We start from the raw sequence: 20,577 nt of genomic DNA, 5'->3' as shown, positions 1-20,577 counted from the left end.
TTGGCACAATCCTGTTTCGGTGTGCCCATCCAGTCCGATTGTTTCTGATAGTGCCGGTTATTCCGGCTTTTTGCAGCGTATGACACGACATTCGGTCGTGACATACTGACCAACAACGATTAGGAATGGCGTCCAGTAAAGGTCGCAAATTCCGGGACAGAGCCGAATATGAAGAATTGCATCGCTGCCTGCCTGACGCTGCTGCCCGTCTCGCTTTCCGCTGCGCCGGTTCTGGCCGCAGACAAGGACAAGCAGTTTTTCCAGACGATCGAAGGCCAGTGGTCCGGCCCGGGCGAAATCGTTGCCGGCAAGTACAAGGGCACCAAATTCGTCTGCAATCTTGCTGGCACCACACCGGATGATGCCGTTGGCATGACGCTGGATGGCAGCTGCCGCGTCGGCGTCTTTTCGCAGCCCATGAAGGCTACCGTCACCCGCGTCGGCTCCGGCTATTCCGGCAAGTTCAATGATGGGTCGGAAGGCAAAGGCCTCGACGTTACGTCCGGTTCCGTCAGCGGCAACAAGATGGTGTTCGGCCTCAATCGCAAACAGCTGAACGGCGCCATGCTGGCCCGTATTTCCGATCAGAACACGATGAATGTCACCGTGTCGGTGCGTGTCGAAAAGGAACTCGTTCCGGTTATCGGCATGAGCCTCAAGCGCATTGATAATGTCGCCGTCGGCAGCATCGCCAAGAACTGACTTTTACAGTTTTATTGGTTCCACCAGCCTGCATCCGTGCGGGCTTTTTCTATTTCGGATGATGGAACGTCCGCTTTCCATTCTGCAACCGTTCGCCCGGCGACTTTCAAGGATGGTGCGATATCGCTGAGTGGCACAAGCACAAATGCCCGCTCCTGCATGCGCGGATGCGGCAACTGGAGTTCCGGCAGCGCCATCGCAACAGGCTGCCCGGCAGCATCTTGCATGGCCAGAATGTCGATATCGATGATGCGCGGCCCCCAACGCTCCAGCCGAACGCGTTTCAGCGAGCGCTCCACGTCGAGACATGTCGCGATCAGTTCCAGCGGTTCGAGCGTGGTTCGCAGCTCGGCGCAGGCATTGTGAAACCAAGCCTGATCGGTCTTGCCCCATGGCGGAGTGCGATAAACGGGTGAAACGGCGACCACACTCGTATCCGCGCGCGCATCCAGCATACGCAGTGCGCTGCCCATCGAAAGAATGGGGTCGTCAATATTGCCGCCGAGGCCAAGCCAGGCGCGATAGGGTCCTGCGACTGCGCTCACTGCGGATGAACCACCGTGACCTCAACATGATCCAGAACACCCGGCACTGGCGCATTGGGCTTGCGAATGGTGATTTCGGCGCGCTTGATTTGCGGAAACCGCTTGCTCAGAGCCTTGGCGACGTCAAGCGCCAGCGTTTCGATCAGATAGCGCTGGCGACCGGTGATGATTTCCTCGATCACAGTGAAAGCCGTTCCATAATGGACGGTCCCTTCAATATCATCGCTTTCCAGCGCATTGCCGGGATCGACATCCAGAATGGCGTCGACATAAAAACGCTGACCGAGTTTGTGTTCTTCATCGAACACGCCGTGGTGCGCAAAGAATGCGCAATTCATAATCCGGATCGTGTACACGGCTTCACTTTCTCATATTCTCGCTGCGCTTCACTTGCAGGATAGCATCCGCAACCGCAAGTGCGTCTCTATTAAAAGCGACATTGTGAACGCGAAAGATGTCGGCTCCTGCCAGTCGCAACGCAACCGAGGTCGCAGACGTAGCTATATCACGCTTCAAAGGGTCGGTCTCGCCCGTGATCGTGCCCACAAAGCGTTTGCGCGATGTGCCGACCAGCCACGGATAGCCGAAACGATGTAGTTCCTCCATCCGTGCCATCAAAATCACGTCGTCTTCGACGGTCTTGCCGAAACCGAAACCCGGATCAAGCATGATGCGGGATCGATCAATGCCCGCCGCAGATGCAACCTGCAGCGACTTGTTTAGAAAAACGGCGCGATCCTCGATGACATCAGGATCGGTTTCCCGCTCGCGGGTCGTATGCATGATGACAAGCCCTGCGCCCGTCTCGCGGGCAACATCGGCAATAGCCGGTTCGCGCTGCAACCCCCAGACGTCGTTGACGATATGCGCGCCAGCCTCCACCGCCGCTCTGGCCGTTGAAGCCCGATACGTATCGACTGAAATGATGCAGCCGAAACGTTCCGTCAGCGCCCGGATGACCGGCACGACGCGGGCCACCTCTGTTGCGGCATCGACGCTCTCAGCGCCCGGCCTCGTCGATTCACCGCCAACATCAATGATGGTGGCGCCGTCCTCGAGCATCTTTCCGGCAGCGGCAAGCGCCGTTTCGAATTCATTGTGATGCCCACCATCAGAAAAGGAATCCGGCGTAATGTTGAGAATGCCCATGATTACGGACTTTTCCCCGAACTCAAGGCTGCGCCCGTGAGCCAGTTGCCAGATTTTCGCCATTTCCGGATATTCCTGTATAGATGCTAATTAAGGCCCGCGATGCAACCAAGCTGGCCGAATGTCATTTAACCAAAGCGTTATAGTTCTCTTGACGTTTGCATGCCATGCTGCGACGGCAAAATATGAGTTTATTCCGAGTTTAGGAAAAAGGTGCCAGAATATGATTTTCAAAAAGCGGATTCTGGCTTTTGGCGCAGCTCTTGCAATCCTTGCATCTCAGGCCGACGCCGCATCGATCTTCCGTGAATTCAAATATTACACCGTCAATGGCAAGACAGCTGCCGAACTCGACAAGGCGCTCTCCCGCAGCGGCCCCTTTCTGAAGAAAACAGGACAGCATCATCCTGGCGCCGCTGAAATCCGATTCGACGCCAAAGTCCGCTATGGTCGTGCGCCGGGCAAGGCCTGCAAGGTGCAGGACGTCTATGTCAATGTTCACGCGAAAGTCTCGCTGCCGCGCTGGGCGCAGCGCCGCAAGGCGACAGCGGAACTGGCGCTGATCTGGGACACGCTCTATCAGGACATTCGCCGTCACGAGGAAAGTCATATCGTCATCGCGCGCAGCCATGCCAGCGAGATGGAACGACAGATCCGCGCCCTCCCCACCCGCTCGGACTGCGCCGTTTTGCGCAAGGATATCGACAGGATCACCGCCCGACTGATGGAAGCCCATGACGAAGCGCAGCAACGCTTCGACCGCGTCGAGACCATCAATTTTGAAAAGCGCTTCGAGCGGCTGCTGACCTATCGTCTTGAAAAGATGAATCAACTGCCGCGCTGATTCCTACGATCCGGCTTTATGCAACCTCTTGCGCACAGCCTGCGTCATGAGGGCGGCTTCATGAAAACCGCACAGGATTAGCTTCAGCTTGCCCGGATAATGGCAGGCATCGCCAATCGCATAGATATCGGGCTGTGAGGTCGCGAAAGTTTCAGGTGCGACAGCAATGGCATTGCCAGCCCTTTCCAAAGCGATTTCGGCCAATGGATCGGGCCGCACGATCTGGCCATCCGGTCCGAAAGCACCGAGACCCGAAGCGATCACCACGGCATCCGCCGCAAATGAAGCATCGTTGGCCGTCGTCAGGACAAGGCGATCTCCAGCGCGTTCCAACGTCGTGACGGTCTGACCGTAATGGAATGTGGGTTCGTAGGGCGCGATCTGTTCCAGGAGCCGGGAAACCAGCTCGTCGCCCATGATCGTGGGGAAACCCGGAATATCGAAGATTGGCTTGTCGGGATAGAAGGCGGAACATTGTCCGCCCGGCCGATCCAGCGCGTCGATAAGCTGACATCTGAACCCGAACAGGCCGAGCTGGAATACGGCGAAAAGTGCAACAGGCCCTGCCCCGATGATCGCTATATCATTCTTTATAACGATCCCCGGAGCAGCCGCCATTTTCTTAGTTCTGGCGTTCCGGCACCTGAACGACGAGACCGTCGATCTCATCGGTCACGCGGATCTGGCAGGACAGACGCGAAGTTGGACGCACCTCATAGGCGAAATCCAGCATGTCTTCTTCCATCGGATCAGGCCCGCCAACCGTTTCCGTCCACTCTTCATCAACATAGACGTGGCAGGTAGCACAGGCGCATGCGCCACCGCATTCGGCGTCGATGCCCGGAATGCCATTGCGAATGGCCGCTTCCATCACGCTGGAACCGTTATCGGCCTCAACTTCGGTACGTGTCGCGCCGTCAGCAGATACGAATACGATCTTGGTCATTTTCATTCCTTGAAACGCGTGAAGCCACGCGATCTTTTATCCCTTGCGATGGATCACCTGAAATTGGGATCTGCACGCATAATCTCGCAATGGCAGATACGGCGTTCCGGCCTTAGTTTCAACTGCAAGAGCCCCGTTAAGCCCAACTGCGCCAATATGCCGTGTTTTATAATGTATAAGCGGTGCGCAAGCGCCGATATAATGGGTTTTCTGCAAAACTCCGCCTTGCCGTTGCGCAAGTTTGCGGCATATGATGACAAGATGGGAATGCAGACATGTCGGATGGACGAATCCTGCACCCGGCAAATACAGCTTATAATTGCGCTATCGGATATCGAATTCGAGATACGAGCAATTTTGTTAACGAATTTGCATCGCCTTTCGAACTGCAAAAAGCGACCCCTGCTGATTTCCACAACTTGCTGATAATTGCAAAAAGCCCGAAAACACCGCATTTTTATGAACCCAAGCGTTTTCTGTTAACCTTGTATTTAAAGTTTTAGGCATCAGCGGGTGTCGCCTATTTCCTTAACAGGACCGAGCCGATACGATGCAAAATGGCGGATAAAGTTTAGTAACGGCTCTTTGACGATCCGGCCGTCACGGTAATTGAGTACGAGGTAGGCGAACAATGGCTTCCAAATCCAAGGCACAAAAGCTCGACCTTGAGGTTGAAAAGGCACTAGAACAGGCACTCGACATCGACTTCGGCGATGATCTCGATATCGATATGGATTTAAGTGCGTTCGACGAGAGTTTTTCGGTCGACGATCTGGAAGAGCAGATTTCGCGCGCCGCTGAAGAGCTGGTCGCGGAACAGAAGACGAAAGCCGCTGAACCCGAAAAGGTCGCAGCCGTGGCAGCCGAAACCAAGGTCGCTCCGATCGTTTCTGCATCCGTTATCGCCACGCCTGCAGCACCACCCGTACCGCCGGTGGTCAAGGCCGTGTCTTCCACACAGCAGCCCCTGCAGCAGATCGTCGCCAATACGCCGCATAAGCCGACCCCGATCAAGCCCGACACGACGCAAGCCGCTCCTTCGCCTCAGGTAGCAGATGTGCCGGAAGCGCCGGAAGCAATCCTGCGCCCTGTTGCACCGGCAGCGACCGTCAGCGTTGCAGCGCCTGCCGCACGCACACCCGCCAACGATGATTCGCGCAACGATCGTGCTATCGCAACCGCGCCGCGCCGCGTGACCGAGCGCACATCCAAGCTTTACTGGACCACCACAGCCATCAGCGTTTTGTGGGCAGCCGGTGGCGTCGCACTCGGCAAGGCCATCGATCCGGCTGTTTTCTCCAGCCTTGAGGCCACCAAGAACTTCTTCACCTCGCCCGCAGGCATTGGTGTGGTTGCAGGCGTCGCCCTGCCCGTTGCCATGTTCTGGGGCTTTGCGCAGCTTGTGAAGCGCGCGCAGGAAATGCACAACGCCGCACGCAGCATGTCTGAAGCGGCGATGAAGCTGCTTCAGCCCGAAGCCGTATCGGCTGATCGTGTTTCGACGCTGAGCCAGGCTGTGCGTCGCGAAGTGGCTGCCATGAACGAAGGCATCGAGCGCACACTCGCCCGCGCCGTCGAGCTGGAAACCCTCGTTCAGTCCGAGGTCAATCAGCTTGAACGCGCCTATAGCGATAATGAAGTTCGCATCCGTTCGCTGGTCGGCGATCTGGGCAATGAGCGCGAAGCCGTCGTCAGCCACGCTGAACGCGTTCGCTCGTCGATTTCCGGCGCCCACGAACAGCTCAAGGAAGAACTGTCGAGCGCATCCAACATCATCCGCGATAATGTTCTGTCTGCTTCCCAGCAGCTCAGCTCGCTGTTGAGCGAATCCGGCGAACGTCTAATCGGCAGCATCAATGAGAGCGGCAGCTCCATTGCCGAAGCCATCGAAACCCGCACGGGTGACATCGGTTCGCGCATCACGACCTCGGGCGAGGCTTTTGCCAATCTGCTCGATACGCGTATCGCAACGCTGGACGAACAGTCCCGCACGATCTCCGAACGCTTCACGACGGCTCTCGATGAACGCGCCGCTGGCATTGCCAATCTGCTTGGCAGCTCGACGCAATCGATGGTCAGCGAATTCGACACGCGCCTTGCCAATCTGGAAGGCACCTTGTCCGAACGCGGTCATGCCCTGCTTTCCGAGTTTGAGGCACGCGCTCATGCACTTGACAGCAGCACAGAGAAGCTCAACGCCGCTCTGGAAACACGCTCGCGTCAGATCAACGAGAACCTCATCGCCCGCACCCGTGAAATTGCCGAGACCTTCTCCGGCGGTCGCGCTTCGCTGAGCTCGATGATCGACGAAACCAAGACGAAGATCAGCGACGATCTGACCTCTATCGGTGAAAGCGTCGGCAATCTTCTCGGTGAAAAGGCAGCCGCCTTTGCAGGTAAGCTGGCAGAAAGCCGCGATGTGCTGGCTGCTTCGCTCGAAGGCGAAACCGACCGCGTGTCGGCAGTCATTCGCGGACATGCCGATACGCTGGCAGCCCGCACCGATGACATCCGCAATGCGATTGACGGTAGCGCATCGGCGCTCAACTCCGTCGCGGATAACCATGCGGCCATTCTGGCTGAGCGCACCAATGCGCTGCAGCAGGCAATGGCGAGCCATTCGGCACAGCTGGATAGAAGCTTTGCCGATCACGCCCGTTCGCTGGAAGAACGCGCTTCCGCCCTGCATACGGTCATCACCGGCAATCAGGCCATGCTTGCTCAGCTGATGGATGAGCGCACGGCGGCAATGCGCGATAATTTCAACGAAAATCGCGAAATCATGGCGCGCGCATTCGATGACCGCGTCAATTCGCTTCAGGCCCTGATTGCCGACAACCAGGCTTCGCTGGCGCGCATTCTGGACGAACGCGCGGCAACGCTCGGCCAGTCCATTGCCGCCGGACGCGAGGCTTTCGAAGCAACGCTTGGTGATCATGTTCGTCAGGTGGAGGAACGCACGAGTGGCCTCCGCGCCGTCCTGAGCAACCATAACGACTCGCTGGTCGATATTCTGAACGGCCATGAGCAGACGATTGAAACACGTGCCGCAGCAATCCGCGCAACGCTGAGCGACAGCACTGCCTCGCTCAACCAGTCGCTGCAAGACCATAGCGATGTTCTGGATCAGCGTACCGCCAATCTGCGCGGCGCGATTGCCGACAGTGCTTCGGCAATCGGTCAGGCGTTCGAAGGCCAGACCGGCATTATCGAAGGACACACGGCCAATCTCCGCAGTGTCATCGCCGAAAGCGGTTCCGTCATTGGCCAGGCATTCGCCAGTCAGAACGGTGCGATTGAAGAGCACACCGCCAACCTGCGAAACGTCATTGCGGATAGCAGCGCTATCATCAACGACGCGTTTGCTGGCCAGACTGGTATTATCGAAGAACGCACGCAGACCATGGAAAAGGCGCTATCCATCGGCGTCGACAATGTTCGCCGCGCACTGGAACAAAGCGCCGGTGTTGTTGCAAGCTCGCTGCGTGAGAAGATCGGCGAAGCGGCAAGCACGCTTTCCGCAGAAGCAGCAAAGGCCGGTCAGGCTCTGGATGGCTTCGGCGAAGCATTCAGCGCGCGCCTGATCGACAATCTGTCGGGCACGGAAGCACGCTTGGGCGAGCGCGCCGATGCGATTGCCGGACGCCTCGGCGATATCGAAACCCGCCTCACCGGCGAGCTCGGTTCTATCGAAGCCCGCATCGCTGACACCGCAACCAAGACAAGCGAGACCCTTGCCGGTCACAGCGAGGCTTTCGCTGCGAACGTTATCGATAATCTGGCGGGCACCGAAATCCGCCTCAATGAGCGCGCTGGCGCGATTGCAAGCGGCCTTGAAGCCATCGAAAACCGCCTCACCGGTGAACTCAGTGCCATCGAGGCCCGCATCGCCGATACGGCATCGAAGACGAGCGAAACCCTTGCTGGTCACAGCGAGAGCTTCTCTGTCAGCGTTGCCGACAATCTGGCAGGCACCGAAGCCCGCCTTGCGGAACGCGCCGACGCGATTGCCACCCGTCTGGGCGACATTGGTTCGCGCATCACGATGGAACTCGGCTCCGTGGAAGCCCGCATCGCGCAGGTCACGGATACAACGGCTGTTACCCTTGAAGAGCGCACGCGTGAACTCAATGCGGTTCTCTCGGCCCGCTCGCAGGAAATCACCAAGATCCTCAACGATACGGCTGAGCCGCTGGTCCAGCGCCTTGCCGACAGCGGACGCGGTTTGGCACAGCAGCTTGAAGAAGCAACCCATGCCGCAACCGACCGCCTGCGTTCGGAAAACGCCGCTCTGGTCAACGCACTGGCAAACCGCACGGCAGAAACCATTGCAGCCGTTCAGCAGGCAAAGGCCGGTCTGTCCGACAATGTCAGCGAGCTGATCGATCGCCTCTCCACTTCGAACGGCGAGCTTGGCAAGCTAATCGACGCTGCAACGCGCAACCTGACGGATATTGATGGACGCCTCGTCGACACCACGTCGAGCTTCGTTGAAAACACCAATCGGGCTGCTCAGATGTTCCAGGCCTCGACCGGCCTGATCGACACGAATATCGGTACGCTGCGTGCACTCTCCGACAGCACCCTGTCGCAGATTGCCGACATTGCCGACCGTTTCGAAGACCATGGAAAGGTTCTTTCCTCGGCCTCCGACATGATCAATTCGGCGCAGAACGGTCTTGTCTCCACGCTGTCCGACCGCCAGCAGGCGCTCGACAAGCTGGCTTCCGGCCTTGTCGAGAAGTCGGAAGGTATCGAGAAGCTGATGCAGTCCTTCGAAACTCTGGTTGCTTCGGCATTCCAGCGCGCAGAAGGCCAGACCCGCGCCTCGGCGGAAAAGATGCGCGAAAGCGTTTCCGAAATCGTCGAGCAGGCAGCGCAGAAGTTCTCGGCGGCAACAGACGATATCCGCCGCACCGCTGGCGAAATCCGCACCGAGCTCAACACCACGCGTGGCGAGCTGAAGCGCGGCGTTCTCGACATGCCTGCTGAAGCCAAGGAAACGACGACTGCCATGCGCAAGGCCGTCAGCGAGCAGATCAGCGCGCTTAAGGAACTGGCTGAAATCGTCAACAAGTCTGGCCGCCTGGTCGATGTTGGTGAAAGCCGCGCAGACCGTCCGGTTTCGCGTCCGGCGCCAGCTGCACAGCGCCCGGCCCCTGTTCAGGCGCCAGTTGCACCAGCGCCACAGGCTGATGTTGCCGTGCGCCAGCGCCCAGTTGAAATGCCAAAAGCTCCGGCTGCATCGGCACCTGCCGCTACCGCTGACAAGCCTCGCGGCTGGGTTTCCGATCTCCTTGCCCGCGCATCGCGTGAAGAAGAAGAAGCCGTTCAGCCCAAGGCGCAGCCAACCGCCGCTCCGCGTTCGCCGAGCCATGTGGTTGAATCGCTGAACTCGCTTTCGGTCGATATCGCCCGTGCAATCGATCATGAAGCATCGGTTGAACTGTGGGACCGCTACCGCCGCGGCGAGCGCAACGTCTTCACCCGTCGCCTTTACACGCTCAAGGGCCAACAGACGTTTGACGACATCAAGCGTAAGTATCAGACGGATGGCGAATTCCGCCGCGCCGTGGACCGCTACATGGACGACTTCCAGCGTCTGCTCGAAGACGTCGCCCGTAACGACCGCGATAATATGGTGACGCAGACCTATCTGACGTCCGACACCGGCAAGGTTTACACCATGCTGGCCCATGCCAGCGGTCGCCTGCGCTAATCAGGTACCAGATCACACGCAATTCAGAACGCGGCTTTCGGGCCGCGTTTTTTGTTTACCGAAAGGAAGTGAGACTAACAAACGTGGCAACGCGGCGATGGGTTGATAAGACCGAAATCCGGCGTGCTTTGGCTGCTACAGCTGGACAAAAGAAAAGCGGGGTTTGCACCCCGCCTTTTCATTTCAAATCATCTATTCGGCATTTGCGCGGTTTACAGCGATGAAACCGTCCAAGTGACGATTTCATTCACCGTACGATCAAAGGCAGCATCAAGCGCCTTCACGTAAGCCGCATTGCCGGTGCCGCTGACCGGCGCGGAATTCCGAAACACGCGTGTGGAGCGCACTTCACCGGTCTTGTCGTTCATGAGCTTGATGGCGAGTTCCACAACAGCCGTTCTGGAACCGCCGCTAACCTGAACGCCAAACATGCGAAGATCAGTCAGGATCTGATAATTGATCGCCAGACCATCACCCGGACGCCCAACACCGCCAAACACTCCAGTATTCTCGTAGGCCTGGACAAGGCGAGACTGGACGATATTCGTCAGCCTGTCGCCCCATTGTGCGCCCTTCAGATACTCGATGGAACCCGGCGCTGAGCTGATAACGATGTTTTCGCTGTCCAGCGCCTTCAATGCTGTTGGTGTCGGAACCAGCAACTGTAGGCTCTTGCGGCTCGGCGACGAAACAGCAGGTTTCGGCGCGCTCAGATTGAATGTATCGAGAGGTGTCGTCCCACAGCCCGCGAGAAGCGCCGCCAGCAAGAGCGAAACCGAACCCACGGCACCAATCTTGCAGCGCGATTTCAAGCCATTCGTCCCACCTGTCGAATTTCCGCTTAAGAAAATCAATGACGCGCCCTTCCGTTATACTGGGGTACACTGCCTTGCCCGCCGAAAATCAGACGCTGCGGGTTGCGTTCTAGATCTGTGATGGCCTGCTCAATACGCTGTATGGAGCGGCGGCTATCCACGACCACCGACTGCACGTCGCGCAAACCCTGACCTGAAAAACGCTGCAAATTATCTGCAATCGGTCCGAGGCGCTTGTCGAGATTGTCCGAGGTCTGGCGAATGGATTCGAGCGTCGCCTTGGCCTGCGCCACCACACCGTCCTTATCGTCCGTAGACAGAAGCTTGTCGGTCTTGGCCAGAATGCCGTCAACGCGCACCGAAGCCGCATTGAGCCGCGCCATTGTTTCCTTGGCATCCTCGATGATCTGCTTGATGTTTCCGGTGTTGGAACCCAGTTCGTCAAGCACATCGGCGTTTTTGGCCAGTGCGTCGGTGAATGTCTTGGTGTTGTTGATCGTGTCGGTCAGAGGACCACGCGCTTCTTTGACAAAGCCTTCCAGCTCGCCCAGCACAGTGTTGGCACGTCCGAAAATATCCTGCGCGGTGGCAAGGAGATTGTTGACCGCAGATGGATCGGCGTCGATACGCGCGACCGTATCCTCCTTCGCCGCTTCGGTCAGCAGGTTAGGCTCGTCCAGGCTGCCGCCCTTCAGTTCGATATAGGCCTGTCCGGTCAAGCCCTGAAAGCCGAGCGTTGCAGCCGTCGAGCGCGTGATCGGCGTGCTGCCATTCACGCGCGTCTGCACGATAACCATTTCCGGGTTGCTCTCATCAAGGCGCAGACGACGAACATCGCCAACCTTGATACCATTGAAGAGAACCTGACTGCCGACAGTCAGGCCCGTCACGGAGCCGGGAATGCGCACATCCATGGGAATGGAATCGCGGGCCTCACCGAAGCGCGCAATCCAGTACACGAATCCGAAAGCCAGCAGGCTGACAAGCAGCGTGAAAACCCCGACCAGAACGTAATTGGCTTTTGTTTCCATATCTTATCCCGTCTGCAAGCGGCTGCCGGGCCGCCGTCTTGATGGCGCCGAAGTATCGATCTGGCGCGCACGCTTGCCCCGAAAATAGGATTTAACCCATGGATCGTCTACATGCAGCATGTCTTCTATCGTGCCGCTGACGAGCACTTTTTTGTTCCCCAGAACTGCTATGCGGTCGCAGATCGCAAACAGGCTGTCGAGGTCATGCGTGACCATATAGACCGTCAAGCCCATCGTATCGCGCAAATTCGCGATCAATTCATCGAATTCCGCGGCGCCGATCGGATCGAGCCCCGAGGTCGGCTCGTCAAGAAAGACGATGTCCGGATCGAGCGCCAGCGCACGTGCCAGAGCGGCGCGCTTGATCATGCCGCCGGAAAGTTCCGACGGAAATTTCTCTGCCGTATCCGGCTTCAGTCCCACAAGATCGATCTTCAGTCGCGCCAGCTCATCCATCAGCTTTGGCGACAGATCGAGATATTCGCGCATCGGCACCTGAATATTTTCGAGCACGTTGAGCGCCGAAAACAGTGCGCCATGCTGGAAAAGAACGCCCATCCGCATGTCGATGGCCATTTTTTCCAGCTCATTGAGGTGATCGATATTGCGCCCAAGAATCTCGATTTCGCCGGACTGCTTCTTGTTCAAGCCCAATATGGTGCGCATCAGCACCGACTTGCCCGATCCGGACGGACCGATGAAGCCCAGAACCTCGCCCTTGTAGATATCGAGGGACAGCTTATCGAGCACCGGCGCACGGCCAAACGACACCGTCACGTCGCGCACCGAAATCATCGGTATCGCCGTGTGCTGGCCATCGTCCTGCTGTGGTTGCGACTCTGCGTCGATACCGTTCTCCATATCTATTCTTTAACCGAGCCGCGCTTCCGACTGAACAGCGGAAGGCCAATGCAGGATCAGATTTTTGTGTAACTGTGTCTCAAAGAACCCAAACAAAACAACGGCCATACAAAATTCTAGAAATTGATCGCTGCGTAGAACATCGCAAACATGCCATCGACAACGATAACCACAAAAATAGCCTTCACCACCGATGCTGTGACCCGGCGTCCAAGTGATTCTGCACTTCCGCCGACCTTCATACCTTCGACCGAAGCAAGAATACCGATAATCATCGCCATGAATGGCGCTTTGATCAAACCGGCGAAATAAGTGTTGAGCGCCACGGCATCATGCAGACGGCTGATAAAGGCCTCCGGCGAGATATTGGAATAGAACCATGCGACACCACCTGCCCCTACCAGTGCCGCCAGATTGGAAATAATGGTCAGCAGCGGCAGCACGATGACGAGCGCAACAAGGCGCGGAAACACCAGAACTCCAACGGGATTGAGCCCGATGACGGTCAGCGCGTCGGTTTCCTCGCGCATTTTCATGGAGCCTATTTCGGCCGTGATGGCGCTACCGGAACGACCGGCAATCATGATCGCGGTCAAAAGCACGCCCAGTTCACGCAAAACCAGAATGCCAACCAGATCGACCACGAAGATTTCAGCGCCAAAATAGCGAAGCTGAAACGCGCCCTGCTGTGCGATAATGGCGCCCACAATCGTCGACATCAGCACGATAATGGGAATGGCACCCACGCCCATGCGGTCCATCTGCGTCACGATGGCGGCAATCGGAATTCCGCTCCCACGACCATATTTCAGCTGCGCGCCGCGAATGGTGGCGCCCAGAATATGCATCGACATCTTGAAGTCATTGTAAATCGAGACGACACCGCCACCAAGGGCTGCCAGAAACGCGATAACGAAGAACGGCTTTTTGGCGCGCGGAACGTCGAGCGCGCGTTCGACGGCACCGCCGACTTCGTCCATCAGCGGTGCCCAGGCTTCGCGGATACCTTCAAGCTGAACATCCGCCTTCTGGGTGATGAGACGCTGCCTCAGCCGCTCGACAAGCCACGCGCCTGCCGTATCGAGGCCGGAAATGCCGGAAGCATCGATATGCGTGGATTGGCCGCCCGCAACTTTTTCGAGACTGCGCATTTTGTCGTCGACAAGATGAACGCTCTGCGAAACCCAGCGTCCGCTCAGGCGAACCAGACGCACGCCATCCTGATCGGCCACATCGATCTTTGGCGCGACATTCGCAGCGGCTCTTGCTTTGTCAGCAGTGTCGGTCAACATGGCAAACCTCATATACGAGTCGTAACACGACCGAAATACAGCGTATTGGAGCATCCGCCCGTTGAATCAGACGAATACCCCAATTTCGCGCTCTCACGCACTATCTCATCCCAAAAGCCCATCAACTTTTCGGGATTGAGATTCGGAAGGCTCTCCATGCAGAATACCTTGAACATCCTCGTTGAACGCTACCCTATCGCCGGAAAATTCACAATTTCGCGCGGGTCGAAGACCGAAGCAGCAGTCGTTGTGTGTGCAATCGGCAACGGTGAACATCAGGGGCGCGGCGAATGCGTTCCCTATGCACGCTATGGCGAAAGCATCGAAAGCGTCACGGCAGCAATCGAAGCCGTCCGGGCACAGATCGAAGATGGTGCAACGCGTCAGGATATCCAGACGCTGATGCCAGCCGGTGCCGCCCGCAACGCGGTCGATTGCGCCCTGTGGGATCTGGAAGCCAAGACCACCGGCAAACGTGTTGCCGATATGCTGGGCGGTGCGTTCAAGCCGCTGGAGACCGCGATTACCGTTTCGCTGGGCACGCCGGAAGAAATGGCGGAATCGACCGCTAAAGTCGCGCATTATCCGCTGATCAAGGTGAAGATGGGCGGCGACAACGACATTGAACGCATTCGCGCCGTTGCCGCGGCAGCGCCGAACAGTCGCATCATCATCGATGCAAACGAAGGCTGGACCGATGCGAATATTGCCGAAAATATGCGCGCCGCTGCCGATGCGGGCGTGATCCTCATCGAGCAACCCCTGCCCGCTGGCAAGGATGCGATCCTGAGCCAGATCGAACGTCCGGTCATGATTTGCGCCGACGAAAGCGTTCACACGTCAGAGGGTCTGGAAGAATTAGCCAAGCGCTATGATGCCGTGAATATCAAGCTCGACAAGGCAGGCGGGCTGACCGAAGGGCTAGTGATGCGCGAAAAGGCCATTGGGCTCGGCCTGAAGATCATGGTCGGCTGCATGGTGGGCACATCGCTCGGCATGGCGCCCGCAGTTCTGCTCGCCCAGAAGGCAACGGTTGTCGATCTCGACGGACCACTGCTCCTTGCACAGGACCGCGAACCCGGCCTTCGTTATGATGGCGCGCTTGTTTATCCGCCGGAAGCGACTGTCTGGGGCTGAACTGCCTGATAGTCCCGAACGGGGGGCTGTCCGCCCGCTATGGAGGTCAAAGCCTCTTCAAAGATGTCTGCGCAGGCATCCCAGGTGAAGGGTTTTAGAACCTGTTCCGGATCGAAAGGCTCAAGCTCCAGCGCGGCCAGACAGGCCGCGCGCAGATCTTCCGAAAGAACACCCGCGCCCGTCGCGCCGATGACGTCTTTCGATCCCGGTACGGGAAAAGCCGCAACAGGCAGACCGGATGAAATTGCTTCCAGCAGCACGAGGCCAAACGTGTCTGTCCGGCTCGGGAAAACAAACACGTCAGCCGACGCATAGGTTTCGGCCAGCGCCTCGCCTTCCCGCTTGCCCACAAATACCGCATCGGGAAAGCGTGATTTCAGATCATCGAGTGCCGGGCCGTCACCGACAATCAGCTTGGTGCCGGGTAGATCGAGACTGAGAAAGGCGGGTAGGTTCTTTTCCGTCGCCACGCGTCCAACACAGATGAAAACAGGTTCCGGCAGATCGCGGCTCACATTGGCGCGGGCATGGAATACACCGCGATCCACGCCGCGTGTCCACAGATTGAGGCCGGTAAAACCGCGCTCTTTCAGATCATCCAGAATGGATTGGGTGGGAACCAGCGTATGCGATGCGGCATTGTGAAACCGCCGCAGAAAGCCATAGCTCCAGCTCAAGGGAACCGGGACGCGCTCCGCAACATATTCAGGAAAGCGCGTGTGAAAACTGGTGGTGAAACTCCAGCCCTTTTTCAGACATGCCTGTCGCGCCATGTAGCCGAGCGGACCTTCGGTGGCGATGTGGATATAATCAGGCTGCATTTGCACCAACCGCCGCCGAAATGCGCCGGGTGTGGTCAGTGCCAGTCTGATTTCCGGATAGGTCGGGCACGGAACCGACTTATAGTCGAGTGGCGAAACCACAATCACTTCATAGCCCCGCGCGCGCATCATGTCCTGACATTTTGTCAGTGTCCGAACGACGCCGTTGACTTGCGGATGCCAGGCGTCGGTGACGATGACGAGCTTGTTCATCCGGCAATTTTCGCCGCGCTACGGGCAGGACGTGGCAGACGGACTATCCTGTTGTCGTCGGCCCGATTATCGTGAGCGAGAGCCCTGCCGTCGGACGATTTTTCGTCGCGCATTTCCGTCCAGCTGACCAGTTCCATACGTCCGTCGAAATGCTCCAGCACCGCTGTGCAGCTTTCCACCCAGTCGCCGGTGTTTATATATTCAACATCGTTCATCTTTTCGATGGTGGCGTGGTGAATATGACCGCAAATGACGCCATCGACACCGATGCGCTGCGCCTCTTCGGACACCACCGTTTCGAACTCGCCGATGAAATTGACCGCCTTTTTCACGCGGAATTTCGCCCAGGCCGAAAACGACCAGTAGCGCAACCCGAAGAGCGAGCGCAAACGGTTCATCGCCGTGTTGATCCAGATCGCCGTGTCATAGGCCCAGTCGCCGAGATAAGCGATGAAACGGGCATTGCGCACCACCACGTCGAACTGATCGCCATGGATCACCAGAAACTTGCGGCCATCCGCCGTCTCGTGAATGGCGCGGTTTATCACTTCGATGCCGCCGAAATGCGTTCCCTGAAAATTACGCAGGAACTCGTCGTGATTGCCTGCAATGTAGATGATGTTGGTGCCCTTGCGGCTTTTACGGAGAAGCTTCTGGACAACGTCGTTATGTTCCTGCGGCCAGTGCCAGTTGCGCCGTAATCGCCAGCCATCGACGATATCGCCGACCAGAAAAATCGTTTCCGCATCATGGTAGCGCAGGAAATCGAGAAGCAGATCGGCCTGCGCGGCCTTTGATCCCAAATGCACATCCGAGATAAAAATCGTCCGGAGTTTCTTGGCCTGCGCTGCATCGGTGCTCATTTGGTTGTCCCTCTCAATGGCAACCTGAAACTACGTGCAGAGAACCTGATTCATGTCACAGAGTTATGACGGGACTGTAATGCGCAGATGACAGTGGCCGACGAACAGACAGCCCCATGCAAAACACGATCACCGAATAGTGTGCGTGAAAAACACCGAAAAATGGTCAAATGAGCGTCGAGAAAAGTGGACACATCAGCGCGTCAACCAGAATCCGGTTGATTGCACTTGGCGCTTGGTGGCATGTCTCCATGACCTTTAAAAAGCAAAGAGGATCGAGCCGTGGATTTGGGCTTGAAAGGTCGCAAGGCAATCGTATGCGCTTCCAGCAAAGGTCTGGGTCGCGCCTGCGCCGAAGCACTGGCCGAGGCAGGATGCGATATCGTGCTGAACGGACGCAGTGAAGAAACTCTTCTTGAGACAACTGACGCCATTCGCTCGGCTTATGGTGTCAATGTGGTCGCTGTCGCCGCCGATGTTTCGACGCCAGAAGGTCAGAAGGCGCTGCTCGCCGCCTGCCCCAACCCGGATATTCTGGTCAACAATAATGGCGGACCACCCTTCCGCGACTTCCGCCTGCTCGACCGCGAAGCCCTTCTTGAAGGCGTGACGCAGAACATGGTCACCCCGATCGAACTGATCAAGGCGGTCATCGACGGAATGGTTGAGCGCGGCTTTGGCCGCATCGTCAACATCACCTCGACCTCAGTCTATGCGCCTATTCCGGGACTTGATCTTTCATCCGGCGCCCGCGCGGGACTGACGGCCTTTCTGGCCGGCGTTGCCCGTACCGTTGCCGGGGCCAATGTCACCATCAACAATATCCTGCCCGGTGCATTCGACACGGACCGCCTGCGCAAAGGCTTTGCCTTCTCCGCGCAGAAGACCGGCACCACCGCAGAAGCAGAAGCTGCCAAGCGCGCAGCCCGCATCCCTGCGGGACGCATTGGCCAGCCAGAAGAGTTTGGAAAGGCTTGCGCCTTCCTCTGCTCGCAGCATGCAGGCTATATAACGGGCCAGAATCTCGTTATTGACGGCGGCGCTTATCAGAGCGCCTTCTGACACGGCCATTACATTACAGATAAACTCATTCTCCAAAACGGGCCTAATGGGACGTCAGAGTTTGAGCTAAAACCCAAAGTGCCCGACCCACGTGTTTAAAGGCTCGGTGTGCATGTGATTGCACCCTCCACGCGCCGCTGATCATCCCGGCGGTGCGGAAAAATGGAAAGCGATGCGACTATGACCAAGAAAACTCCTTCCACGCCGACGCGTTCGGATTTCGATGAAGCAGCCCTGTTTTTCCATCGATATCCGAAGCCCGGAAAGCTGGAAATCCAGGCAACCAAGCCGCTCGGAAACCAGCGTGACCTTGCGCTCGCTTATTCGCCAGGTGTGGCAGCGCCCTGCCTCGCCATTCAGGAAGACCCTGCCACCGCTGCCGAATATACGGCGCGAGGCAATTTGGTGGCGGTGGTTTCGAACGGCACGGCTGTTCTCGGTCTTGGCAATATCGGCGCGCTCGCATCGAAGCCGGTCATGGAAGGCAAGGCCGTCCTGTTCAAGAAGTTCGCCGATATCGACGTTTTCGACATCGAAATCGACGCGCTGGAAATCAACCGCGTTGTCGACGTGGTTTCCGCTCTGGAGCCGACATTTGGCGGCATCAATCTGGAAGACATCAAGGCACCGGAATGTTTCGAAGTTGAAGAACAGCTTCGTGCCAAGATGAATATTCCGGTTTTCCATGACGACCAGCATGGGACGGCGATCATCGTGGCCGCCGCCGTGTTGAACGGTCTGGAACTTGCAGGCAAGCAGATTGCAGACGCCAAGATCGTCACCTCGGGTGCCGGTGCCGCGGCTCTCGCCTGCCTCAATCTTCTCGTCAATCTCGGCGCCAAGCGTGAAAACATCTGGGTCTGCGATCTGGAAGGTGTGGTCTATGAAGGCCGCAACACGCTGATGGACCGCTGGAAAGAAATCTATGCCCAGAAGACCGATGCGCGCACGCTGGCCGATGTCATCGGCGGGGCGGATGTGTTCCTCGGCCTTTCGGCTGCGGGCGTCTTGAAGCCGGAACTGCTCAATCAGATGGCTGAAAAGCCGCTGATCATGGCTCTCGCCAATCCAAAGCCGGAAATCATGCCGGAAGAAGCGCGTGCTGCGCGTGCCGACGCCATGATCTGCACCGGACGGTCCGACTATCCGAATCAGGTCAACAACGTTCTTTGCTTCCCCTATATCTTCCGTGGCGCTCTCGATGTCGGCGCAACCGCGATCAATGAAGAGATGAAGCTCGCCGCCGTGCGCGCCATCGCCTCGCTCGCCCGCGAAGAACCTTCCGATGTCGCCGCCAAGGCTTATTCCGGCGATACGCCGACCTTTGGCCCGGATTACATCATTCCCTCGCCTTTCGATCAGCGCCTGATCCTGCGCATCGCCCCGGCTGTGGCCAAGGCTGCGATGGAAACCGGTGTCGCAACGCGCCCCATCGAGGACATGGAAGCCTATCTCGACAGGCTGAACCGCTTCGTGTTCCGCTCCGGCCTCATCATGAAGCCGGTTTTCGCCGCCGCCCGTTCGCAGGACAAACCCAAGCGCGTCATCTATGCCGATGGTGAAGATGAGCGCGTGCTGCGTGCCGCGCAGGTGGTGATCGAAGAACGCATCGCCGCGCCGATCCTTGTCGGTCGTCCGCAGGTTGTCGAAACGCGCCTGCGCCGTTATGGCCTGAAAATCCGTCAGGGCGTCGATTTCGAACTGATCAATCCTGAAGACGATCCGCGTTACCGCGACTATGTCGATCTGTACCTGTCCTATACGGGGCGTCAGGGCGTAACGCCGGAAGCGGCCCGCACCATCGTGCGCACCAATTCGACCGCCATTGCGGCGCTCGCCGTGATGCGCGACGAAGCGGATGCAATGATCTGCGGTCTCGAAGGTCGTTTCGAGCGCCATCTGCGCGTTGTGCGCCAGATCATCGGCATTGTGCCGGGTATCCGCGATTACTCCGCGCTCAGCCTGCTTATTTCGCAGCGCGGCGCGCTGTTCCTGACCGACACCTATGTCAATGTCGATCCGAACGCGAATGAAATTGCTGAAATGGCAATTCTCGCGGCCAAGGAAATAGACCGCTTTGGCATTGTCCCGAAGGCTGCTCTGGTTTCGCATTCGAATTTCGGATCGAAGGAAAGCGCCAGCGCGGAAAAGATGCGTCAGGCAGCGGCCATCCTCGCAGAAAAGGCCCCCGACCTCGAATCCGACGGCGAAATGCATGGCGACTCGGCGCTGTCTCAGGCGCTGCGTGACCGCGTGTTCCCGAATTCGCGCCTCAAGGGAGAAGCCAATCTTCTGGTTTTCCCGAATCTTGATGCCGCCAATATCACGCTCAACGTGGTCAAGACGGTCACCGATGCGCTGCACGTCGGCCCGATCCTGCTCGGTGCCGCCCGCCCGGCACATATTCTGACCCCTTCGGTCACGTCGCGCGGCGTCGTCAACATGACCGCTCTGTCGGTCGTGGAAGCACTGCAGCGCGCTGGCGAAGCACCGGTCCGCAAGGCAAAGATTCGCAAGTAAGCCTATCCGCAAAAAGAATCAGCCGGCACAGTATCAACTGTGTCGGCTGTTTTTGTT

At 57.7% G+C, this 20,577-nt stretch carries 17 protein-coding genes and 1 pseudogene; 7 read left to right on the top strand and 11 right to left on the bottom strand.

All coding sequences use genetic code 11. The features are described from left to right. The first annotated feature begins 168 nt into the window (after positions 1-168). Positions 169-702, top strand: coding sequence for a hypothetical protein (locus ABWW11_RS06635; RefSeq protein ID WP_109368935.1), 534 nt, complete (start codon positions 169-171; stop codon positions 700-702). Between the two features lie 11 nt (positions 703-713). On the opposite strand, the gene folK is transcribed toward ABWW11_RS06635, so the two are convergent. The 3 genes from folK to folP form a co-directional block, all read right to left on the bottom strand. Then, a complete protein-coding gene (gene folK, locus ABWW11_RS06630) occupies positions 714-1,175 on the bottom strand; it encodes a 2-amino-4-hydroxy-6-hydroxymethyldihydropteridine diphosphokinase (RefSeq protein WP_235858880.1) in 462 nt (153 codons plus the stop codon). A gap of 68 nt (positions 1,176-1,243) precedes the next feature. Then, positions 1,244-1,603, bottom strand: coding sequence for a dihydroneopterin aldolase (gene folB / locus ABWW11_RS06625; RefSeq protein WP_109368933.1), 360 nt, complete (start codon positions 1,601-1,603; stop codon positions 1,244-1,246). 4 nt (positions 1,604-1,607) lie between these two features. Beyond that, on the bottom strand, positions 1,608-2,459 hold the full coding sequence (folP, locus tag ABWW11_RS06620) for a dihydropteroate synthase (protein ID WP_109368932.1): 852 nt from the start codon (positions 2,457-2,459) through the stop codon (positions 1,608-1,610). A gap of 160 nt (positions 2,460-2,619) precedes the next feature. Here folP and ABWW11_RS06615 point away from each other — a divergent pair, with 160 nt between their 5' ends. Further along, positions 2,620-3,240 carry a DUF922 domain-containing Zn-dependent protease gene (locus ABWW11_RS06615; RefSeq protein WP_109368931.1) on the top strand — a complete coding sequence of 207 codons (621 nt, stop codon included), beginning with the start codon at positions 2,620-2,622 and terminating at the stop codon, positions 3,238-3,240. A gap of 3 nt (positions 3,241-3,243) precedes the next feature. Here the strand turns inward: ABWW11_RS06615 and ABWW11_RS06610 are convergent, their stop codons facing one another. Continuing rightward, positions 3,244-3,858, bottom strand: a complete 615-nt coding sequence (locus ABWW11_RS06610; RefSeq protein ID WP_109368930.1) for an NAD(P)/FAD-dependent oxidoreductase — start codon at positions 3,856-3,858, stop codon at positions 3,244-3,246. 4 nt (positions 3,859-3,862) lie between these two features. After that, positions 3,863-4,186: a 2Fe-2S iron-sulfur cluster-binding protein gene (locus tag ABWW11_RS06605; RefSeq protein WP_109370221.1), complete on the bottom strand. Its 324-nt coding sequence runs from the start codon at positions 4,184-4,186 to the stop codon at positions 3,863-3,865. 608 nt (positions 4,187-4,794) lie between these two features. Here ABWW11_RS06605 and ABWW11_RS25270 point away from each other — a divergent pair. Beyond that, positions 4,795-7,388, top strand: a pseudogene (locus tag ABWW11_RS25270) (apolipoprotein A-IV repeat region-like domain-containing protein); the annotation flags it as partial. After that, entirely contained in the window at positions 7,362-9,905 is a 2,544-nt protein-coding gene (locus ABWW11_RS25265; RefSeq protein ID WP_413464687.1) for a hypothetical protein, read from the top strand. The pseudogene ABWW11_RS25270 and the gene ABWW11_RS25265, both read left to right, overlap by 27 nt. Before the next feature lie 212 nt (positions 9,906-10,117). On the opposite strand, the gene ABWW11_RS06595 is transcribed toward ABWW11_RS25265, so the two are convergent. From ABWW11_RS06595 to ABWW11_RS06580, 4 genes are all read right to left on the bottom strand, one after another. Continuing rightward, positions 10,118-10,717: an ABC-type transport auxiliary lipoprotein family protein gene (locus tag ABWW11_RS06595; protein ID WP_109370220.1), complete on the bottom strand. Its 600-nt coding sequence runs from the start codon at positions 10,715-10,717 to the stop codon at positions 10,118-10,120. A 38-nt stretch (positions 10,718-10,755) separates the two neighbouring features. After that, positions 10,756-11,751, bottom strand: coding sequence for an MlaD family protein (locus ABWW11_RS06590; protein ID WP_109368927.1), 996 nt, complete (start codon positions 11,749-11,751; stop codon positions 10,756-10,758). Positions 11,752-11,754: 3 nt separating this feature from the next. Then, positions 11,755-12,612, bottom strand: a complete 858-nt coding sequence (locus ABWW11_RS06585; RefSeq protein ID WP_109368926.1) for an ABC transporter ATP-binding protein — start codon at positions 12,610-12,612, stop codon at positions 11,755-11,757. Between the two features lie 116 nt (positions 12,613-12,728). Beyond that, positions 12,729-13,904, bottom strand: a complete 1,176-nt coding sequence (locus tag ABWW11_RS06580) for an MlaE family ABC transporter permease (protein WP_109368925.1) — start codon at positions 13,902-13,904, stop codon at positions 12,729-12,731. A 156-nt stretch (positions 13,905-14,060) separates the two neighbouring features. Between ABWW11_RS06580 and dgcA the strand changes: the two genes are divergently transcribed. Next, the gene (dgcA, locus tag ABWW11_RS06575) at positions 14,061-15,041 is read left to right on the top strand and encodes an N-acetyl-D-Glu racemase DgcA (protein ID WP_109368924.1); all 981 of its coding nucleotides are present in this window, start codon (positions 14,061-14,063) and stop codon (positions 15,039-15,041) included. Here dgcA and ABWW11_RS06570 read toward each other — a convergent pair. Together ABWW11_RS06570 and ABWW11_RS06565 are read right to left on the bottom strand one after the other, a co-directional pair. After that, positions 15,011-16,075 (bottom strand): glycosyltransferase family 4 protein, encoded by a 1,065-nt coding sequence (locus tag ABWW11_RS06570; RefSeq protein ID WP_109368923.1) that lies wholly within the window; start codon positions 16,073-16,075, stop codon positions 15,011-15,013. The two genes, dgcA and ABWW11_RS06570, sit on opposite strands and share 31 nt — an antisense overlap. Further along, entirely contained in the window at positions 16,072-16,938 is an 867-nt protein-coding gene (locus tag ABWW11_RS06565; protein WP_181376086.1) for a UDP-2,3-diacylglucosamine diphosphatase, read from the bottom strand. The genes ABWW11_RS06570 and ABWW11_RS06565 overlap by 4 nt, the downstream gene beginning before the upstream one ends. Before the next feature lie 282 nt (positions 16,939-17,220). Here ABWW11_RS06565 and ABWW11_RS06560 point away from each other — a divergent pair, with 282 nt between their 5' ends. Together ABWW11_RS06560 and ABWW11_RS06555 are read left to right on the top strand one after the other, a co-directional pair. Then, positions 17,221-18,000 (top strand): SDR family oxidoreductase, encoded by a 780-nt coding sequence (locus tag ABWW11_RS06560; protein WP_109368922.1) that lies wholly within the window; start codon positions 17,221-17,223, stop codon positions 17,998-18,000. Between the two features lie 180 nt (positions 18,001-18,180). Beyond that, the gene (locus ABWW11_RS06555) at positions 18,181-20,520 is read left to right on the top strand and encodes an NADP-dependent malic enzyme (RefSeq protein ID WP_109370218.1); all 2,340 of its coding nucleotides are present in this window, start codon (positions 18,181-18,183) and stop codon (positions 20,518-20,520) included. Positions 20,521-20,577: the final 57 nt, after the last annotated feature.

Source organism: Brucella sp. NBRC 113783, from assembly GCF_040372265.1.
GTDB classification, from domain to species: Bacteria; Pseudomonadota; Alphaproteobacteria; order Rhizobiales; family Rhizobiaceae; genus Brucella; species Brucella teleogrylli.
Note: the sequence above shows the minus strand (reverse complement) of the source record. Positions and strands in the feature narration are given on the sequence as shown.